We start from the raw sequence: 17700 nt of genomic DNA, 5'->3' as shown, positions 1-17700 counted from the left end.
CACCGGCGTCAGTCTTGGAATGGGTGTTACGAGTTAGGATGCTCGCGGAATGAACGATACACACAACCCGCAGTTCGTAACAAGTGATACGCGCAACCCTGGCGTGATCGAGCTGCGCTCGCGCGTCCGCGACGCGTGGGACGGCCTGTCCAAGGCGGAACGCGCGGTCAGCGGACTCCTCGCCGGCAGCACCGCCGAGCGCATCCTCTTCGCGACCGCCGCCGAGCTCGGCAGCGAGACCGGCACGAGCAACGCGACCGTCATCCGCACCCTGCAGAAGCTCGGCTACGCGGGGCTCGCCGAGGTGAAGCGCCAGGTCGCCGCCCCGTTCACCGAGGAGGTCGCGCCCGAGGAGCGCGTGCGGCAGCGACTCGACCGCGCGGGCGAGGACGTCGGGCGCATCGTCGGCAGCGTCTGGAACGAGGCGAGCGACCAGCTCGAGCTCGCCCGGCACGCGCTCGAGGTCGAGGAGGTCACCGCGGCGGCCTCGCTCCTCGCCCGAGCTGGGCGCATCTACTGCTACGGCGTCGGCGCCTCCTCGATCGCCGCCGCCCACCTCGTGCTCCGGCTCGGCCGTGCCGGCCGCGCGGCCACGCACCTCGACGCCGACGGGTTCCGGCTCGCCGACGGGCTGCTGCCGCTCCGCGCGGGCGACGTGGCCGTCATCTTCGCCCCGGGCCGGGTGAACCCCGAGGTCGAGACGATCATCGGCCGCTGCCGGGAGGTCGGCGCGCAGTGCGTCCTCGTCACCGACGAGCTGCACGAGCGGCTCGCGCCGAAGGTCGCCGTCTCGCTGCACGCGCCGCACACCCCGACCGGTCTCACCGCCGAGGTGCTCGCCTCGATCCTCGTCGGCGACGTGCTCGCGCAGGTGGTCTCGGCGATGTCGCCCGAGCTCGCCGTCGAGACCTCGCACGCGCTCACCGTGCTGCGCTCGCGCCTCGGCTACTGACCGCGCGCGGGCGGTGGATGGCCCGGGGCGGCGTCGGCGGCCGCCGGTAGACTCGGGGCGATGACTCAGCACGGCGCGCCCGACGGGATCGAGGAGGTCCCCTGGGACCCCGACGAGCTCCTCCCGCCCGACGACGAGTGGGCCCCGCCGCCCCCGGCCGAGGCGCCGCCCCAGCACCGCAGCCAGCCCCAGCACGGCCGTGCCGCGCCCGCGAAGTTCGGCTCGGCGCTCGAGGCCCTGCGCACCGTCTTCGGCTACGACGACTTTCGCGGCGACCAGGCGGCGATCATCGAGCAGCTCGCGGGCGGCGGCGACGCCGTGGTGCTCATGCCCACCGGCGGTGGCAAGAGCCTCTGCTACCAGATCCCGGCGCTCCTGCGCGAGGGCACCGGCGTCGTCGTCTCGCCGCTCATCGCCCTCATGCACGACCAGGTCGACGCGCTCCTGCGCAACGGCGTCCGGGCCGCCTACCTCAACTCGAGCCAGGCGCCGGCCGAGCGCGCCGAGGTCGAGCGGGCCTACCTCGCGGGCGAGCTCGACCTGCTCTACATCGCCCCCGAGCGGCTGAACAGCGAGGGCGCCAAGCGCTTCCTCGCGCGCGGCAGCATCTCGCTCTTCGCGATCGACGAGGCGCACTGCGTCGCGCAGTGGGGCCACGACTTCCGCCCCGACTACCTCGCCCTCGCCGAGCTCGCCGAGCGCTGGCCCGAGGTGCCGCGCATCGCGCTCACGGCCACCGCGACCGAGGCGACGCACCGCGAGATCACCGAGCGGCTCTCGCTCGGCGACGCGAAGCACTTCGTCGCGAGCTTCGACCGGCCGAACATCCAGTACCGCATCGCCCCCAAGCTCGAGCTGCGCAAGCAGCTGCTCGACTTCGTCCGCACCGAGGGCGTCGACGCCGACGGCCGCCCGGTCGCGGGCATCGTCTACGCGCTGAGCCGGGCGAGCACCGAGAAGATCGCCGCCTTCCTCGCGGCGAACGGCGTCGACGCCATGCCGTACCACGCGGGCCTCGACCCCGAGCTGCGCCGCCGCACGCAGGACCGCTTCCTCCGCGAGGACGGCGTCGTCGTGGTGGCGACGATCGCCTTCGGCATGGGCATCGACAAGCCCGATGTGCGCTTCGTCGCGCACGTCGACCTGCCGAAGTCCGTCGAGGGCTACTACCAGGAGACCGGCCGCGCGGGCCGCGACGGGCTGCCGTCCACGACCTGGCTCGCCTACGGCCTGCAAGACGTCGTGCAGCAGCGCCGCATGATCGACGAGAGCCCGGGCGACCTCGCCCACCGGCGCCGCCTCGCCGCGCACCTCGACGCGATGCTCGCGCTCTGCGAGACGGTGCAGTGCCGGCGCCAGAACCTGCTCGCCTACTTCGGCGAGCAGAGCGAGCCGTGCCGCAACTGCGACACCTGCCTCGAGCCGCCCGCCTCCTGGGACGGCACGGTCGCCGCCCAGAAGTTCCTCTCCACCGTGGTGCGCCTGCAGCGCGAGCGCGGTCAGCGCTACGGCGCCGGGCACCTCATCGACATCCTGCGCGGCAAGCGCACCCCGCGGGTCGAGCAGTACGGCCACGACTCGCTCGCGACCTGGGGCATCGGGCAGGAGCTCAGCGAGCAGCAGTGGCGGGGCGTGGTGCGCCAGCTCCTCGCGCAGGGGCTCGCGCAGACCGTCGGCGAATACGGCGTGATCGGCCTGAGCGAGGCGTCGGCCGAGGTGCTCGCCGGTACCCGTCAGGTGCAGTTCCGCACCGAGCCCGAGCGCCCGGGCCGCAGTCGCGGCGAACGCCGCGCGGCCCCGGCAGCCGCCGATCTCGAGCCCGCGCAGGCGGAGCTGTTCGAGGCGCTCCGCGCCTGGCGGGCCGGAGTGGCGCGCGAGCAGGGCGTGCCCGCGTACATCGTGTTCGGCGACGCGACGCTCCGGGCGGTCGCCGTCGCGCGGCCCGGCAGCCTCGCCGAGCTCGACGGCATCACGGGCATCGGCGCCAAGAAGCGCGAGGCGTACGGGGAGGGGCTCATCCAGGTCGTCCGAGCGGCCTGACGAGGCGAGACTCGAAAACCTAGCGACATTCGGTTTATGCTGGCTGCACCGAGCCCGAGCATGAAGGAGTGCAGGCATGACCGACCAGCAGCAGACGACCCTCGACACCCGCTACCGCGACGCGAGCCTCCCGGTCGCCGAACGGGTCGAGATCCTCCTCGCGCAGATGACGCTCGAGGAGAAGGCCGGGCTCTGCTTCCAGACGATGATCGGCATCGGCGAGGGCGGCACGCTCTCCGAGGGTGATGCGACGTTCGGGCTGCCCGCCACCACCGACTACGTGCTCGACCGCCACCTGACGCACTTCAACGTGCTGCAGGCGCCCGCCGACGCGGGTCAGATCGCCGAGTGGCACAACCGCCTGCAGGAGCTCGCCGCCTCGACGCGGCTCGGCATCCCCGTCACCATCTCGACCGACCCCCGCCACTCGTACACCGACAACCCGCTCGCCGGCCTCCTCGCGGGCGCCTTCTCGGTCTGGCCCGAGACGATGGGCCTCGCGGCGATCGGCGACGAGGAGCTCGTCGAGCGCTTCGGCGACATCGCCCGCCAGGAGTACACGGCCGTCGGCATCCGCGTCGCCCTGCACCCGCAGATCGACCTCGCCACCGAGCCGCGCTGGTCGCGCGCCCTGCAGACCTTCGGCGAGGACGTCGAGCTCGCGAGCCGTCTCGGCGCCGCCTACATCCGCGGCTTCCAGGGCGAGACGCTCGGGCTGGACTCGGTCGCGACGATGACGAAGCACTTCCCGGGCGGCGGCCCGCAGCTCGGTGGCGAGGACCCGCACTTCGCGCACGGCCGCGAGCAGGTCTACCCGGGCGGCCGGTTCGAGCTGCACCTGAAGCCCTTCGAGGCGGCCTTCGAGGCCGGCACGAGCCAGATCATGCCGTACTACGGCATGCCCGTCGGCACCGAGTACGAGGAGGTCGGCTTCGGCTTCAACAAGTCCGTCATCACGGGCCTGCTGCGCGAGCGCTACGGCTTCGACGGCATCGTCTGCACCGACTGGGGCCTCATCACCGACTCCGAGATCATGGGCGCGCCGTTCCCGGCGCGCGCCTGGGGCGTCGAGCACCTCGCGCCGCGCGAGCGGATGAAGAAGGTCATCGACGCCGGCTGCGACCAGTTCGGCGGTGAGGCGGTGCCCGAGCTGCTCGTCGCGCTCGTGCGCGACGGCGAGCTCAGCGAGACGCGGCTGGACGCCTCGGCCCGCCGCCTGCTGCGCGAGAAGTTCGTGCTCGGCCTGTTCGATCGGCCGTTCGTCGACGTCGACCGCGCCCGCGAGCTCGTCGGCCGCGCCGACTTCGTCGCGGCGGGCGAGGCGGCCCAGCGCGCGGCGATCGCGCTGCTCGTGAACCGCGAGCGCGAGCTCGGCGGGGCGCCGGCCGCCCCGGTGCTGCCCTTCGCGCGCGGGCTGAAGCTCTACGTTGAGGGCATCGACGCCGAGATCGCGGGGGAGTACGGCACGGTCGTGGCGAGCCCCGCCGAGGCCGATGTCGCGGTGCTGCGGCTGCAGGCGCCCTACGAGGAGCGGCCGACCTTCTTCGAGAACTTCTTCCACTCCGGCTCGCTCGACTTCCCCGCCGACGTCGTCGCGCACGTGCGCGAGGTCGCGGCGGCGGTGCCGACGGTGGTCGACGTCTTCCTCGACCGGCCGGCGATCCTCACCCCCTTCGTCGGCGAACTCGCGGCGCTCACCGGCAACTGGGGCGCGAGCCCGCGGGCCGTGCTCGACGTGCTGACGGGGGCCGCCGAGCCCAAGGGCCGGCTGCCGTTCGACCTGCCCTCGAGCATGGCGGCGGTCGAGGCGAGCCGGCCCGACGTGCCCTTCGACACGGCCGACCCGCTGTTCCGGCACGGCCACGGTCTCGCCTACTGACCGGTCTCGTCGCTACGATCGGGGCCAGGCGCCGCATCGGGCGGCGGGATCCGGGGGGATCGACATGGGACAGGTCAAACGGCCCGGCGGGGTCACGCTCGTCGCGGTGCTGACGTGGATCTCGGGCTTGCTCGACATCATCGGCGGCACGCTGCTGCTCTTCCAGACGAGCGTGGTCGCGACCACCGACGCCTTCGGCGGCGCGAGCGGCCTCATCGCCTCGGCGATCGTGTCGATCCTCATCGGCGCGATCGTGATCGTCGTCGCGAACGGGCTGCTCCGCGGCAGCGCGGTCTCGCGCATGGTGATCACGGTGGTCGAGGTGCTGTCGATCATCGCGTCGATCTTCTTCGCGATCGCCTATCCGGCGGGCGCGATCGGCGAGTACTTCTCGGCGGCGATCGCGGTGATCGTCATCGCACTGCTCTGGACCGGTCGGGCGAACGCCTTCTTCCGCGGCTGAGCGAGTCTCCACCGCGGCGCTTGTCGAACATCCAATGGGCGCGGATGCCTCGTTTGTAGACACCGCACAGCAGCCGACGACGCTCGGCCGGGCCCGCTTGTCGCCGGTCGACCGAGCGTTTCGGGTGCCGCGGGGCCGGTCGTAGCGTGAGGGGACACCCACGAAGTGAAGTCGGAGGCGAGACCGAAGATGGTTGACACTGCAGCGCGCACCGAGGCGAAGCCCGCCACCCCTGCCGCCCGTTCCAGCGCGGGGTCAAAGGTCGACGTCGCCGCCCTCGGCCGGCAGCTGCTCGGCACCTGGGCCGACATCCGGCTCGCGTCGCGCGAGCGCGCGGCGATGCCGGAGCTGCAGCGCATCGAGGGCCAGACGATGGCCGAGCACCGCGAGCGCGTGCTCGGGCAGCTGAAGCTGCTCGTCGAGCAGGGCGCCGTGCACCGCGCCTTCCCGAAGTCGCTCGGCGGCGAGGACGACCACGGCGGCAACATCGCCGCCTTCGAGGAGCTCGTCATCGCCGACCCGAGCCTCCAGATCAAGTCGGGGGTGCAGTGGGGCCTCTTCGGCGCCGCGGTGCTGCACCTCGGCACGAAGCCGCACCACGAGAAGTTCCTGCCGGCGATCATGTCGCTCGAGGTGCCCGGCGCCTTCGCGATGACCGAGATCGGCCACGGCTCCGACGTCGCCGCCATCGCGACGACCGCCACCTACGACCCGGAGACCGAGGAGTTCGTCATCCACACGCCGTTCCGCGCGGCGTGGAAGGAGTACCTCGGCAACGCGGGCCTGCACGGCAAGCACGCGACCGTCTTCGCCCAGCTCGTCACGAACGGCGTGAACCACGGCGTGCACTGCTTCTACGTGCCGATCCGCGACGACGAGGGCAACTTCCTGCCCGGCGTCGGCGGCGAGGACGACGGGCTGAAGGGCGGCCTCAACGGCATCGACAACGGCCGGCTGCACTTCACCAACGTGCGCATCCCGCGCGAGAACCTGCTGAACCGCTACGGCGACGTGGCTGCCGACGGCACCTACTCCTCGCCCATCCAGAGCCCGGGCCGTCGCTTCTTCACCATGCTCGGCACGCTCGTGCAGGGCCGGGTCTCGCTCGACGGCGCCGCGACCGTGGCGAGCGCGATGGGGCTCGCCATCGCGATCACCTACGGCAACCAGCGCCGCCAGTTCACCGCTTCGAGCGACACCGAGGAAGAGGTGCTGCTCGACTACCAGCGCCACCAGCGCCGCCTCCTGCCGCGGCTCGCGACGACGTACGCGCAGTACTTCGCGCACGACGAGTTCCTCGTGAAGTTCGACGCCGTGTTCAGCGGCGCCGCCGACAGCGACGACGACCGGCAGGATCTCGAGACCATCGCGGCCGCGCTGAAGCCGCTGTCGACCTGGCACGCCCTCGACACCCTCCAGGAGGCGCGCGAGGCGTGCGGCGGCGCCGGCTTCATCGCCGAGAACCGCATCACCGGCCTCCGCCACGACCTCGACATCTACGTGACCTTCGAGGGTGACAACAACGTGCTGCTCCAGCTCGTCGCGAAGCGCCTGCTCACCGACTTCTCGAAGCAGTTCAAGAACGCCGACGCGGGCGCGATGGCCCGCTACGTCGTCTCGCAGACCGCCGAGCGCGCCTACCACGGCACCGGCCTGCGCCGTCTCGGCCAGACCATCGCCGACTTCGGCTCGACGGCGCGCTCGGTGAGCGAGCTCCGCGACGAGGCATCCCAGCGCGAGCTCCTCACCGACCGCGTCGAGACGATGATCGCCGAGATCGCCGGCCGCCTGCGCGACGCGCGCAAGCTGCCGAAGGCCGACGCGGCCGCCGCGTTCAACCGCAACCAGAACGAGCTCATCGAGGCGGCCCGCGCGCACGGCGAACTGCTGCAGTGGGAGGCGTTCACCCGGGCGCTCGCCCGCGTCGAGGACGAGGGCACGAAGCAGGTGCTCACCTGGGTGCGCGACCTGTTCGGCCTCGGCCTGCTGGAGAAGCACCTCGCCTGGTACCTGATGCACGGGCGGCTCTCGCCGCAGCGGGCCCAGGCGGTCGGCGCCTACATCGACCGGCTCGTCGAGCGCCTGCGCCCGCACGCGCAGGACCTCGTCGACGCCTTCGGCTTCCGCCCCGAGCACCTGCGCGCCACGATCGCGACGGGCATCGAGCAGGAGCGGCAGGACGAGGCGCGCGCCTGGTTCGACGAGCAGCGCCGCGCCGGCACCCTGCCCGTGCCGGAGAAGTCCGCCAAGAAGTAGCGCTCGAGACGTAGGCTTCGGGCATGCGCCGCCTGCTCCGGATCCTCGTCTCGATCGTGGGCGTCCTCGCCCTGCTGGCCGTGCTGTTCCTCGCCTACGCGCACACGGTCATGCAGGGCGAGCGCCCCGCCGCACTCGCGGCCTGGCAGGACGACGCCGTGACGATCACCTCCGCCGACGCGGGCATCGTGATCGCGCCGGCCGAGCCGGGCACCGGGCCCGCGAGCGGCCAAGGCCTCGTCTTCATCCCCGGCGCGAAGGTCGACCCACACGCGTACCTGTTCAAGCTCTCCGGCGTCGTCGAGGAGACCGGGCTCACGGTCGTCATCACGAAGCCGACGCTGAACCTCGCCTTCTTCGACACCCGGCCGCTGGCCGCCTTCACGGCGCTCGCGCCCGACGTCGACGCCTGGTGGGTGGGCGGGCACTCGCTCGGCGGCGTGCGCGCCTGCCAGCTGGCGGGCGACGCGGATGCCTCGGGCGATACCGAGGTGCTCGGCATCATGCTGTTCGGCTCGTACTGCGCGAACGACCTCTCGGGTTCGGAGCTCGCGGCGCTCAGCGTCTCGGGCTCGAACGACGGCCTGTCGACGCCGGCGAAGATCGAGGCCGCGAGCGGGCTGCTGCCGCCCGGGGCCGAGTTCGTCGAGCTCGAGGGGGTCAACCACGCCGACTTCGGCGACTACGGCGTGCAGCCGGGCGACGGCGAGTCGACCGTCGACGACGCGGAGGTGCGGCGCGAGCTCGCCGCGGCCGTCGCAGCGTTCAGTCGTTCGGCGGGCGCATGATCGCGCCGGTGGCGAGGCCGACGAGCAGGCCCGCGGGCAGCCACAGCCAGAAGCCGGTCCAGAGGCTCACCCCGACGCCGACGAGTGCCCCGACGATGATGCCGACGATGAGCTGCTTGCGACGGGCGGGGGAGAGCGGAGCGCGATCGGCCATGCTGCCAGCCTAGGCGGCGCGGGCGTCAGATCAGGCCGAGCGAGCGCACCTGCTCGCGCTCGTCGACGAGCTCGGCGACCGAGGCGTCGATGCGGTGCCGGGCGAACTCGTCGATCGAAAGGCCCTGCACGATGCGCCAGGCCCCGTCGACCGATTCCACCGGGAACGAGGAGACGAGGCCCTCCGGCACGCCGTATGAGCCGTCCGACACGACCGCCGCGCTCGTCCAGCCGTCGGGGGTGCCCTGCACCCAGTCGCGGACGTGGTCGATGGTGGCCGCCGCGGCCGAGGCGACCGAGGAGGAGCCGCGCACCTCGATGATCTCCGCGCCGCGCTTGGCGACCCGCGGGATGAACTCGCCGACGAGCCACTCCCGGTACGCCTCGTGGCCGAGCCGGGCCGAGAGCAGCGCCGGCACCGCGTCGCCCGCCGCCGTGGCGTGCGCGAGGTCGGGGAACTGCGAGGCCGAGTGGTTGCCCCAGATCGTGACGCCGCGGAGCTCGGCGACCGGGGTGTCGGTCGCGACCGACAGCTGGCCGAGCGCACGGTTGTGGTCGAGCCGGGTGAGGGCCGTGAAGCGCTCGGCCGGCACGTCGGGCGCGTGCGCCGAGGCGATGAGCGCGTTCGTGTTGGCCGGGTTGCCGACCACGACGACGCGGATGTCGTCCGCCGCCGCCGCGTTGATGGCCGCCCCCTGGGGCCCGAAGATGCCGCCGTTCGCCTGCAGCAGCTCGGCGCGCTCCATGCCCGCCGTCCGCGGCCGGGCGCCGACGAGCAGGCCGATGTTCGCGCCCGAGAACGCGGTGTGCGCGTCGTCGGTCACCTCGACGCCCGCGAGCAGCGGGAACGCGGAGTCCTGCAGCTCGAGGGCGGCGCCCTCGGCCGCTCTGAGCCCCTGCGGGATCTCGAGCAGGTGCAGTCGCACCGGCGTCTCGGGCCCGAGCAGGGCGCCCGAGGCGATGCGGAACAGGAGGGCGTATCCGATCTGGCCGCCGGCCCCGGTGAGGGTGACGGTGACCGGCTTCTTCGCTGCCATGCCCCGAGCCTACGCCTGCCGGGCGACTGGCATCCTGAGCAACGCTCGCACTCCTGCTCGCGCAATCGGTCAGACCAATCGGCGCGGCGCGCGGTCGAGGCATCCCGACGCGGATACCGTGGCCCCATGCGCGAGTTGTACCCGGAGATCGAACCGCTCGAGACCGGCATGCTGGACGTCGGCGACGGTCATCACATCTACTGGGAGGTCTCGGGCAACCGGGCCGGCAAGCCCGTGGTGTTCCTGCACGGCGGGCCGGGTGGCGCGACGAAGCCCGCGCACCGGCGACTCTTCGATCCCGAGAAGTACCGCATCGTGCTGTTCGACCAGCGCGGCTGCGGGCTGTCGATCCCGCACGCCTCCGAGCCCGGCGCGAGCCTCGCGACGAACACCACCTGGCACCTCATCGCCGACATCGAGCGCCTGCGCGCGCACCTCGGCATCGACCGCTGGCAGGTCTTCGGCGGCTCGTGGGGGAGCGCGCTCGGCCTCGCGTACGCCGAGACCCACCCCGAGCGGGTGACCGAACTCGTGCTGCGCGGCATCTTCACGCTCCGCCGGGCCGAGCTCGACTGGTTCTACGAGGGCGGCGCGGCGGCCCTGCTGCCCGACCGCTGGCGCGAGTTCGTCGAACCCGTGCCGTACGGTGAGCGCTCGCACCTCGTCGAGGCGTACGGCCGGCTGCTGAACGACCCGGACCCCGCCGTGCACCAGCCCGCCGCGATCGCCTGGGCGCGCTGGGAGGCCGCCGCGATCACGCTCCTGCCGCAGCCCGAGAACCTCGAGGCCTACGGCTCGCCCGAGTTCGCGACCGCCTTCGCCCGGATCGAGAACCACTACTTCCGCCACGGCGGCTGGTGGGAGGAGGGCCAGCTCATCCGCGACGCGGTGCGCCTGCGAGGCATCCCCGCCGTGATCGTGCAGGGCCGCTACGACCTGTGCACGCCCATGATGACCGCGTGGGACCTGCACGTCGCGTGGCCGGAGGCGGAGCTGCGGATCATCGACGACGCCGGCCACGCCTTCGACGAGCCGGGCATCCTCGACGCGCTCATCGAGGCGACCGACCGCTTCGCGGCCGGGCCCGAGTCCGACGACAGCAGTGAGCTCGACGACCCGGACATCGAGACGGGCCGCCCCGAGGCGGAGTAGCGTCGCAGCATGACCTTCGACCCGAACGCCGACATCAGCGGCGGCAAGGCCTCCAAGCGGGGCCGGAACACCGGCATCGCGGTCGCCGGCGGCGGCGGCGTGCTCATCGTGCTTTTCCTCGTCTCGCAACTGCTCGGCGTCGACCTGACCGGTCTTGCGGGCGGCACCGGGCAGCAGCAGGAGGTCGTCGAGGAGTCGGGCCTCGAGACCTGCCTCACCGGGCAGGACGCGAACGAGCGGGTGGAGTGCCGGATGAAGGGCGCCTCGGCCTCGCTCGAGACCTACTGGGAGGCGGAGGCCCCCGAGATCGGCGTCGCCTACCGCGCGCCGAACGACTTCGTCATGTTCGACCAGGCGACCTCGACCGGGTGCGGCCAGGCCTCCTCGGCGACGGGCCCGTTCTACTGCCCGCCCGACGAGACGATCTACCTCGACGTCACCTTCTACGACGAGCTGCGCACCCGCTTCGGGGCGCAGGGCGGCCCGCTCGCCGAGATGTACGTGATCGCGCACGAGTGGGGCCACCACGTGCAGAACCTCGCCGGCGTGCTCGAGTCGACGCGAGACGGCCAGACCGGGCCGAGCTCGAACGCCGTCCGCGTCGAGCTGCAGGCCGACTGTTTCGCCGGCGCGTGGGCCGCGGCGGCGTCCAGCACGCGGGACGGCGACGGCGTCGCGTTCCTGCAGCCGATCACGCCCGCCGAGTACCGCTCCGCGCTCGATGCGGCGGCCGCCGTCGGCGACGACCACATCCAGCAGTCGATGCAGGGCCAGGTCATGCCGCACACCTTCACCCACGGCACGAGCGAGCAGCGCATCCGCTGGTTCGAGACGGGCTTCGACGGCGGCGCCGGCGCCTGCAACACCTTCGACGTCGCCGGGGGCTCCCTCTAGGAGGGCCGCCGTCGCGGATTTCGTGCGATCCGCGTCATGATCCGTCCCCCCGTGCGTCTCTTCCATGACGGCCGACAGGTCGTCAGCGTGAGCGATTGGGATGGGACATGCGACGACGCACGCCGCCGGTGCAGCACCGGGAGTTCTTCAGGGCCATGAATTCCGAGGAGGTCATCGCCTGCCTGTGCACCTGCACGCGGGCGGCCGACCACTGGTACGGCGCGCCGATCGGCGCACCGGCGCTGACGGCGGAGGATCTCCTCGGCTCCGCCGAGGCGGAGCCCGAACCGGTACGCGAGACCGCGGCGCACGCCTGATCGTCGGGCGGCGGGACGGGACGGTGTCCCGGCCGCGCCGTCCCGTCGCCCGGGCATATTGTTACACAATCCTGCGGGCGCGGCGAGCCCGAACTTCAGCCGCCCGAGGGGGCGTCGCCGACCGCGGTGATCACCGCGTCGACGTCGTGCTCGCTCGCGGGCAGGCCCGCCTGCTCGAGGCGCTCGGCCACCATCCGGCGCACGTCGTCGACGTTGCCGAGCAGCGCGTCGCCGCGCACCTGCTCGATCACGCCCTCGAGCTTCCGGCCGCGATCGGCGTCGTCGTGGCCGTCCTGGATCGGTTCGGACTGGGTGGGCTGCTCGTTTCCTGCGTCCATGGCCCGATGCTCGCATCGATGCAGGCCCGGCCACAGGGCCTTGACACGCGCCCGCCGGCGCTCGCGCCGCACCGCGGCGCTGTGCCAGACTCGACCCCGTCGGACGGGGCCCGACGGCCTGGGGATCGGGGGATGCGGTGGACGACGCGACGCAGCTCTCCGCCAGGCCCCTCGACGCCACCGACCCCGTCACGGGCCTGAGCCGCGCCGAGGCCGCGCGACGCGCCGCCGCCGGGCTCGCGAACGTCGCGACGGACGCCTCGAGCCGGAGCCTGTGGAGCATCCTCCGTGCCAACGTCTTCACCCTCTTCAACGGCATCGTCGTCGGCGGCTTCGCCCTGCTCTTCGCGCTCGGCCGCTGGCAGGACGCCCTCTTCGGCTTCGCCGCGATCGCGAACGCGGCGATCGGCGTCACCCAGGAGTACCGCGCCAAGCGGGCGCTCGACCGGCTCGCCCTCCTGCACGCCCCGAAGGCGCGGGTCGTCCGCGACGGCGAGGAGCAGGAGCTCGCCGTGCGCGAGGTCGTGCTCGGCGACCTGCTCGTGCTGCGCGCCGGCGACCAGGTCACCGCGGACGGCGTCGTGCTCAACGGGCTCCGCCTCGAGGCCGACGAGTCGCTGCTGACCGGCGAGTCCGATCCCGTCGACAAACTGCCGGGCGACCGGGTGCTCTCGGGCTCGATCATCGTCGCCGGCCAGGGCTCGGTCGAGGTCACGGCGGTCGGCGACCAGGCGTTCGCGGCGACGCTGACCGCCGAGGCGAAGCGCTTCTCCCTCGTCGCCTCCGAGTTGCGCAGCTCGGTCGACCGCATCCTGAAGTGGATCACCTGGGCGATCTTCCCGATCATGATCGTCGTCGTGAACGCGAACATGCAGGCCGCCGGCGGCTGGCAGCACGCGATCGAGAGCGGCGCGTGGCGGGATGCCGCGACCGCCTCGGTCGCGGCGGTGATCGCGATGATCCCGCTCGGGCTCGTGCTCATGACGAGCATCGCCTTCGCGGTGGGCGCCGTGAAGCTCGGCTCGCACAAGGTGCTCGTGCAGGAGCTGCCCGCGGTCGAGGGGCTCGCCCGGGTCGACCTCATCTGCCTCGACAAGACGGGCACGATCACGACGGGCGACGTGCGCTTCGACGGGGTGCACGAGCTCGGTGAGGCCCGGCCCGCGCATTGGGAGCGGGTGCTCGCCTGGCACGGTGCCGAGCCGGAGGCGAACGCGACGGCCCGCTGCCTCGCCGAGCGCTTCCCCGACGACGAGGGCCTCGCGCCGGCGGAGCGGATCGAGTTCTCCTCCGTGCGCAAGTGGAGCGCGGTGTCCTTCACTGACGGCGCCTCGGGCACCTGGGTGTTCGGCGCGCCCGAGTTCGTGCTCGCCGAGGGGGCCGGGCCCGAGCGCGGCGCGGCGCTCGCGCAGGGGCGCGAGCTCGCCGCGAGCGGGCGGCGCACGCTGCTGCTCGCACACGCGCCCGAACCGCTCGACGCCGGGCTCGTCGAGCAGGCCGCGCTGCCGGACGGGCTCGTGCCCGTCGCGCTGCTCACCTTCCGCGAGGTCGTGCGCGACGACGCGGCCTCTACGCTCCGCTACTTCGCGAAGGAGGGCGTTGAGGTCCGGGTGATCTCCGGCGACAGCCCGCTCACCGTGGCCGCCGTCGCCCGCGAGGTCGGCCTCGACGCCGGCGAGGGCTTCGACGCCCGCGAGCTGCCGGACGACCCGGTCGAGCTCGGCCGGGTGCTCGACGAGCACCGCGTCTTCGGCCGCGTGACCCCGGTGCAGAAGCGGGCGATGGTGCACGCGCTGAAGGAGCGCGGCCACACGGTCGCGATGACCGGCGACGGGGTGAACGACGCGCTCGCGATCAAGGACGCCGACATGGGCATCGCGATGGAGTCGGGCTCCGCCGCGACGAAGGCGGTCGCCCGCATCGTGCTCCTCGACAACCGCTTCTCGCACCTGCCGGGCGTGGTCGCCGAGGGGCGGCGGGTGATCGCGAACATCGAGCGGGTGTCGATGCTCTTCCTCTCGAAGACCTCGTACGCGATCACGATGTCGGTGCTGTTCGGCATCCTGCTCTGGGCGTTCCCGCTGCTGCCGCGCCAGCTCTCCGTGACCGACGGCCTGACCATCGGCATCCCCGCCTTCCTGCTCGCGCTGCTGCCGAACTCCCGGCGCTACGTCCCCGGCTTCCTGCGCCGCTCGCTGTCCTTCGCGATCCCGGCGGGGCTCGTCGTCGCGGCGGCGATCACCGTCGTCTCCGGGATCGCCCGGGCGAGCGGGGACGCCGAGGATGCCGTGCGCACGGCGTCGATGGTGACGCTCGCGCTCATCGGGCTGTGGATCCTCGGCGTCCTGTCGCGGCCGTTCACCTGGATCAAGGCGGGCGTGGTGCTCGCGATGGTCGTGGGGCTCGCGCTCGTGCTCGTCGTGCCGATCGCGCAGGAGTTCCTCGAGCTCGCCATGCCGGGGCGCGACACGCTCACCGCGATGGCCTGGACGGTGCCAGCCGCCTGGGTGCTGATCGAGGGGATCGGCTTCTGGCACCGCCGCCGATTCGGCGCGGCCTCCGAGATCGAGGTGAAGCGGGTCAGGCGCCGGAGCTGAGCTCCGCCGGCTCCCGCTGCTCCGTGCCCGCGGGTCCGCGGCCACGACCGCGCAGGAACAGCACCGCTGCGAGGAAGCCGACCGCCGCGACGATCGCCGCCCCGAGGAACGCCGCCGCGTAGCCCGAGGTCAGCCCCGCGGGATCCGTCCCGCTCGTCGCCGCGGCGCCGACCGCGGTGAGGATGGCGAGGCCCACCGCCGAGCCGATCTGGTAGCTCGTGTTCACGAGGCCCGAGGCGACGCCCGCCTCCTCCGGGCGGGCCGCGCTGATCGCGGTGCCGAGCGACGGCACGAAGGCGAGCGCCATGCCGAACGCCGCGACGAGCGAGGCCGGCAGCACGTCGACCGCGTACGCGCCGTCGGGGCGCACGAGGGCGAGCCAGCCGAGCCCCGCTGCGAGCAGCACGAAGCCCCACACGATGAGCGGCTTCGCGCCGAACCGGGCCTGCAGCCGAGGCGCGAGCGCGACCATCACGACGACGATGAGCGCGGTCATCGGCAGGAGCGCGGCGCCCGAGGCGAACGCGCCGGCGCCGAGCACCTGCTGCAGGTACAGATTCAGGAAGAACCACATCGGCACCCAGGCGGCGCCGAGCAGGAGCTGCGCGAGGTTCGCGCCGCCGAGCTGCGGCGCGCGGAAGAGGCCGAGGCGCAGCAGCGGCGTGCGCCGGCGGGCCTGGATGACGAAGAAGAGGGCGAGGAGCACGGCGCCGACGACGAGGCCGACGATCGTCTCGGGTCCGCCCCAGCCCGCCTCGGGTGCGCGGACGACGGCGTACACGATCGCCGCGAGGCCGAGGGTCGCGGTGATCGCCCCGCCGAGGTCGACCGAGCCGCGGCCGCCGGGCACGGCGGGCAGGGCGGCGGGCGTGAGCGCGATGACCAGGATGGCGATCGGCACCGTGAGGTAGAAGACCCACGGCCAGCTCGCGTACTCGGTGAGCACGCCGCCGAGGAAGACGCCGGCGGTGCCGCCGATCGGGGCCGCCGCGCCGTAGACGGCGAAGGCGCGGGGAAGCTCCGCGGTGCCGCCGAAGAGCGCCATCAGCAGGGAGAGCGCCGCCGGGGCGATGAGCGCGGCGCCGCCGCCCTGCACCGCGCGGCCGACGATCTCGGTCACCGCGTCGGGCGCGGCGCCCGCGACGATCGAGCCGAGCGCGAGGATCGCCCAGCCGGCGATGAATACGCGGCGGGCGCCGAGCACGTCGGCGAGGCGTCCGCCGAGGAGGAGCAGGCCACCGAAGGCGACGACGTAGGCGTTGAACACCCAGGACAGCGACTCGGGGGAGAAGCCGAGGGCGGCCTGCATGTCGGGCAGGGCGACCCCGATGATCGAGGTGTCCATGATGACGACGAACTGGGCCGCGGCGATGAGCGCGAGGCCGAGGCCGCGGCGGCCGCCGGTTCTGCTGGTGGGTGACATGGTGCTGCTCCGTTTCGGATGAGGTCGGGGAATCCGGTTGTAAATACCCCTAGGGGGTATAGATATAGTGGAGCGTGGCGGCCGCGTCAAGCCGCGTGACGTCGTTAGCATGGCGGGAGAGAGACGGGAGCCTCGATGACGGACGCGCACGGCCAGCAGATCGCCCCTGGGTGGTACCCCGACCCCGCCGGAAGCGGCGGGCAGCGCTGGTGGGACGGGATCGGCTGGACCGAGCACGTCGCGCCGGCGGCGGCGCCGGTCGCGGCGGCGTCGGTCGCACCGGCGGGGGCTGCGCCGGCCGCGGGGCCCGCGCCGTACCAGCCGTACGGGACGCCCGCCCACCGTGTGCCCGAGGGCACGCCGACCGGCACGGTGTGGATCTGGCTCGTGGTGTTCCTGCCGCTGCTGCCGCTCGTCATGCTCTTCTTCTGGGACGTGCGCGGCTACCTCGAGGCCTCGATCGCGAACCCGTATGCGGCGAGCACCGGACTCTTCTTCGATCCCGGGTATCTGACGCTCATGATCCTCGGCTGGGTCGTGTACGGCCTGTCGGTCTGGTTCGCGTACCTCGACTCCGCCGCGCTCGCGCGGCTCGGCTACGCGCGCCGCTTCCACTGGGCATGGACGTTCCTGTCCGCGCTCGTCTACGTCATCGGGCGCAGCGTCTTCGTGCGCCGCGAGTCCGGCCGGGGCCTGGCGCCCCTGTGGGCCGTCATCGCCGTCAACGTGACGAGCTTCGTCGTCGTGATGATCTGGACCGTGTGGTTCATGACCGAGATGTTCGAGTTCATGCGCACCATGCCGATGACGAGCTATTGAGATGGCTGCGACGGCGAGGATCGACGGCGCGACGATCGGGCGGTGGAGTCTCCGCCTGGATGCCGCGTACTGCGCCGTGCTCGGCGCGGCCGTGGCCCTCTTCGCCGGCCCCGTCGCCGAGGCGGTGCGCCTCCCGCTGCCGCTCGTCGTGGTGATCGGCGTCGCCGTCGTGGTCTGGGCCGGACTCGTCGCGTGGATGCTCGCCCGGCTCCCGCTGCGCCGCGCCCTGCGCTTCGTGATGCTCGCGAACCTGGCGGCCGCGCTCGCCGTCGGGGTCGTCTCGACCGCCGCGGCGACCGTGCTCGTCGTGCTCGCGGTGCTCGCGGTCGCCGTCGACGTCGCCCTCTTCGCGGTGAGTCAGGCGGTGGCGCTGCGGAGGCTCCCCGCGGCCGGGTAGCCCGCCGCGCGCTCAACGGTTCACGACGCCCCCGCATCCGATCGGATGCGGGGGCGTTTCGTGTGTGCCGCGCGTAACGGTTTGAAAACCTCACTAGGAAATGATGTTGTGTGTTTCAATAACTCACCCTAGGCTCGCAGACGTTCACGCCGACGGCCCCGCCGCGGCACCCGCGACGGGGCGACGGATGCCTCG

The 17700-nt window shown here is 72.8% G+C and carries 16 protein-coding genes; 12 read left to right on the top strand and 4 right to left on the bottom strand.

From position 1 onward, the window contains the following. The first annotated feature begins 49 nt into the window (after nucleotides 1-49). The 6 genes from ACFWE1_RS05600 to ACFWE1_RS05575 all read left to right on the top strand — a co-directional run bounded on the left by ACFWE1_RS05600 (nucleotide 50) and on the right by ACFWE1_RS05575 (nucleotide 8378). Nucleotides 50-952: a MurR/RpiR family transcriptional regulator gene (locus ACFWE1_RS05600; RefSeq protein WP_376932491.1), complete on the top strand. Its 903-nt coding sequence runs from the start codon at nucleotides 50-52 to the stop codon at nucleotides 950-952. Nucleotides 953-1012: 60 nt separating this feature from the next. Continuing rightward, a complete protein-coding gene (gene recQ, locus ACFWE1_RS05595; protein WP_376932490.1) occupies nucleotides 1013-2992 on the top strand; it encodes a DNA helicase RecQ in 1980 nt (659 codons plus the stop codon). A gap of 76 nt (nucleotides 2993-3068) precedes the next feature. After that, the gene (locus tag ACFWE1_RS05590; protein ID WP_376932489.1) at nucleotides 3069-4871 is read left to right on the top strand and encodes a glycoside hydrolase family 3 protein; all 1803 of its coding nucleotides are present in this window, start codon (nucleotides 3069-3071) and stop codon (nucleotides 4869-4871) included. A 64-nt stretch (nucleotides 4872-4935) separates the two neighbouring features. After that, nucleotides 4936-5334 (top strand): hypothetical protein, encoded by a 399-nt coding sequence (locus tag ACFWE1_RS05585; RefSeq protein ID WP_376932488.1) that lies wholly within the window; start codon nucleotides 4936-4938, stop codon nucleotides 5332-5334. A gap of 189 nt (nucleotides 5335-5523) precedes the next feature. After that, nucleotides 5524-7590, top strand: a complete 2067-nt coding sequence (locus ACFWE1_RS05580; RefSeq protein WP_376932487.1) for an acyl-CoA dehydrogenase — start codon at nucleotides 5524-5526, stop codon at nucleotides 7588-7590. A gap of 23 nt (nucleotides 7591-7613) precedes the next feature. Further along, the gene (locus ACFWE1_RS05575) at nucleotides 7614-8378 is read left to right on the top strand and encodes an alpha/beta hydrolase (RefSeq protein WP_376932486.1); all 765 of its coding nucleotides are present in this window, start codon (nucleotides 7614-7616) and stop codon (nucleotides 8376-8378) included. On the opposite strand, the gene ACFWE1_RS05570 is transcribed toward ACFWE1_RS05575, so the two are convergent. After that, a complete protein-coding gene (locus tag ACFWE1_RS05570) occupies nucleotides 8356-8532 on the bottom strand; it encodes an HPP family protein (protein WP_230764025.1) in 177 nt (58 codons plus the stop codon). The genes ACFWE1_RS05575 and ACFWE1_RS05570 overlap by 23 nt on opposite strands. A gap of 25 nt (nucleotides 8533-8557) precedes the next feature. Further along, a complete protein-coding gene (locus tag ACFWE1_RS05565; RefSeq protein ID WP_376932485.1) occupies nucleotides 8558-9568 on the bottom strand; it encodes a malate dehydrogenase in 1011 nt (336 codons plus the stop codon). Between the two features lie 126 nt (nucleotides 9569-9694). Between ACFWE1_RS05565 and pip the strand changes: the two genes are divergently transcribed. The 3 genes from pip (at nucleotide 9695) to ACFWE1_RS05550 (ending at nucleotide 11931) form a co-directional block, all read left to right on the top strand. Continuing rightward, on the top strand, nucleotides 9695-10720 hold the full coding sequence (gene pip, locus ACFWE1_RS05560; protein WP_376932484.1) for a prolyl aminopeptidase: 1026 nt from the start codon (nucleotides 9695-9697) through the stop codon (nucleotides 10718-10720). 9 nt (nucleotides 10721-10729) lie between these two features. Further along, nucleotides 10730-11614, top strand: a complete 885-nt coding sequence (locus ACFWE1_RS05555) for a neutral zinc metallopeptidase (protein ID WP_376932483.1) — start codon at nucleotides 10730-10732, stop codon at nucleotides 11612-11614. A 107-nt stretch (nucleotides 11615-11721) separates the two neighbouring features. Then, nucleotides 11722-11931, top strand: coding sequence for a hypothetical protein (locus ACFWE1_RS05550; protein ID WP_376932482.1), 210 nt, complete (start codon nucleotides 11722-11724; stop codon nucleotides 11929-11931). A gap of 95 nt (nucleotides 11932-12026) precedes the next feature. Here the strand turns inward: ACFWE1_RS05550 and ACFWE1_RS05545 are convergent, their stop codons facing one another. Beyond that, nucleotides 12027-12269 carry a hypothetical protein gene (locus tag ACFWE1_RS05545; RefSeq protein WP_376932481.1) on the bottom strand — a complete coding sequence of 81 codons (243 nt, stop codon included), beginning with the start codon at nucleotides 12267-12269 and terminating at the stop codon, nucleotides 12027-12029. A gap of 137 nt (nucleotides 12270-12406) precedes the next feature. On the opposite strand from ACFWE1_RS05545, the gene ACFWE1_RS05540 reads away from it, so the two are divergent. Then, nucleotides 12407-14866, top strand: coding sequence for an HAD-IC family P-type ATPase (locus tag ACFWE1_RS05540; protein WP_376932480.1), 2460 nt, complete (start codon nucleotides 12407-12409; stop codon nucleotides 14864-14866). Here the strand turns inward: ACFWE1_RS05540 and ACFWE1_RS05535 are convergent. Next, nucleotides 14850-16289, bottom strand: a complete 1440-nt coding sequence (locus ACFWE1_RS05535) for an MFS transporter (protein ID WP_376932479.1) — start codon at nucleotides 16287-16289, stop codon at nucleotides 14850-14852. The two genes, ACFWE1_RS05540 and ACFWE1_RS05535, sit on opposite strands and share 17 nt — an antisense overlap. A 135-nt stretch (nucleotides 16290-16424) precedes the next feature. Between ACFWE1_RS05535 and ACFWE1_RS05530 the strand changes: the two genes are divergently transcribed. Next, entirely contained in the window at nucleotides 16425-17108 is a 684-nt protein-coding gene (locus tag ACFWE1_RS05530) for a DUF2510 domain-containing protein (protein ID WP_376932478.1), read from the top strand. Nucleotide 17109: 1 nt separating this feature from the next. Further along, nucleotides 17110-17505 carry a hypothetical protein gene (locus tag ACFWE1_RS05525; RefSeq protein ID WP_376932477.1) on the top strand — a complete coding sequence of 132 codons (396 nt, stop codon included), beginning with the start codon at nucleotides 17110-17112 and terminating at the stop codon, nucleotides 17503-17505. Nucleotides 17506-17700 lie beyond the last annotated feature (195 nt).

This window comes from Agromyces sp. NPDC060279, assembly GCF_042726785.1.
Taxonomy (GTDB): domain Bacteria; phylum Actinomycetota; class Actinomycetes; order Actinomycetales; family Microbacteriaceae; genus Agromyces.
The sequence above is the reverse complement of the archived record's forward strand: the minus strand, read 5'-3'. Positions and strand labels throughout refer to the sequence as shown.

Coding starts and splice junctions, on each gene's coding strand:
- ACFWE1_RS05600 (WP_376932491.1), top strand. CDS start 50: ATGAACGATACACACAACCCGCAGTTCGTAACAAGTGATACGCGCAAC.
- recQ (WP_376932490.1), top strand. CDS start 1,013: ATGACTCAGCACGGCGCGCCCGACGGGATCGAGGAGGTCCCCTGGGAC.
- ACFWE1_RS05590 (WP_376932489.1), top strand. CDS start 3,069: ATGACCGACCAGCAGCAGACGACCCTCGACACCCGCTACCGCGACGCG.
- ACFWE1_RS05585 (WP_376932488.1), top strand. CDS start 4,936: ATGGGACAGGTCAAACGGCCCGGCGGGGTCACGCTCGTCGCGGTGCTG.
- ACFWE1_RS05580 (WP_376932487.1), top strand. CDS start 5,524: ATGGTTGACACTGCAGCGCGCACCGAGGCGAAGCCCGCCACCCCTGCC.
- ACFWE1_RS05575 (WP_376932486.1), top strand. CDS start 7,614: ATGCGCCGCCTGCTCCGGATCCTCGTCTCGATCGTGGGCGTCCTCGCC.
- ACFWE1_RS05570 (WP_230764025.1), bottom strand. CDS start 8,532: ATGGCCGATCGCGCTCCGCTCTCCCCCGCCCGTCGCAAGCAGCTCATC.
- ACFWE1_RS05565 (WP_376932485.1), bottom strand. CDS start 9,568: ATGGCAGCGAAGAAGCCGGTCACCGTCACCCTCACCGGGGCCGGCGGC.
- pip (WP_376932484.1), top strand. CDS start 9,695: ATGCGCGAGTTGTACCCGGAGATCGAACCGCTCGAGACCGGCATGCTG.
- ACFWE1_RS05555 (WP_376932483.1), top strand. CDS start 10,730: ATGACCTTCGACCCGAACGCCGACATCAGCGGCGGCAAGGCCTCCAAG.
- ACFWE1_RS05550 (WP_376932482.1), top strand. CDS start 11,722: ATGCGACGACGCACGCCGCCGGTGCAGCACCGGGAGTTCTTCAGGGCC.
- ACFWE1_RS05545 (WP_376932481.1), bottom strand. CDS start 12,269: ATGGACGCAGGAAACGAGCAGCCCACCCAGTCCGAACCGATCCAGGAC.
- ACFWE1_RS05535 (WP_376932479.1), bottom strand. CDS start 16,289: ATGTCACCCACCAGCAGAACCGGCGGCCGCCGCGGCCTCGGCCTCGCG.
- ACFWE1_RS05530 (WP_376932478.1), top strand. CDS start 16,425: ATGACGGACGCGCACGGCCAGCAGATCGCCCCTGGGTGGTACCCCGAC.
- ACFWE1_RS05525 (WP_376932477.1), top strand. CDS start 17,110: ATGGCTGCGACGGCGAGGATCGACGGCGCGACGATCGGGCGGTGGAGT.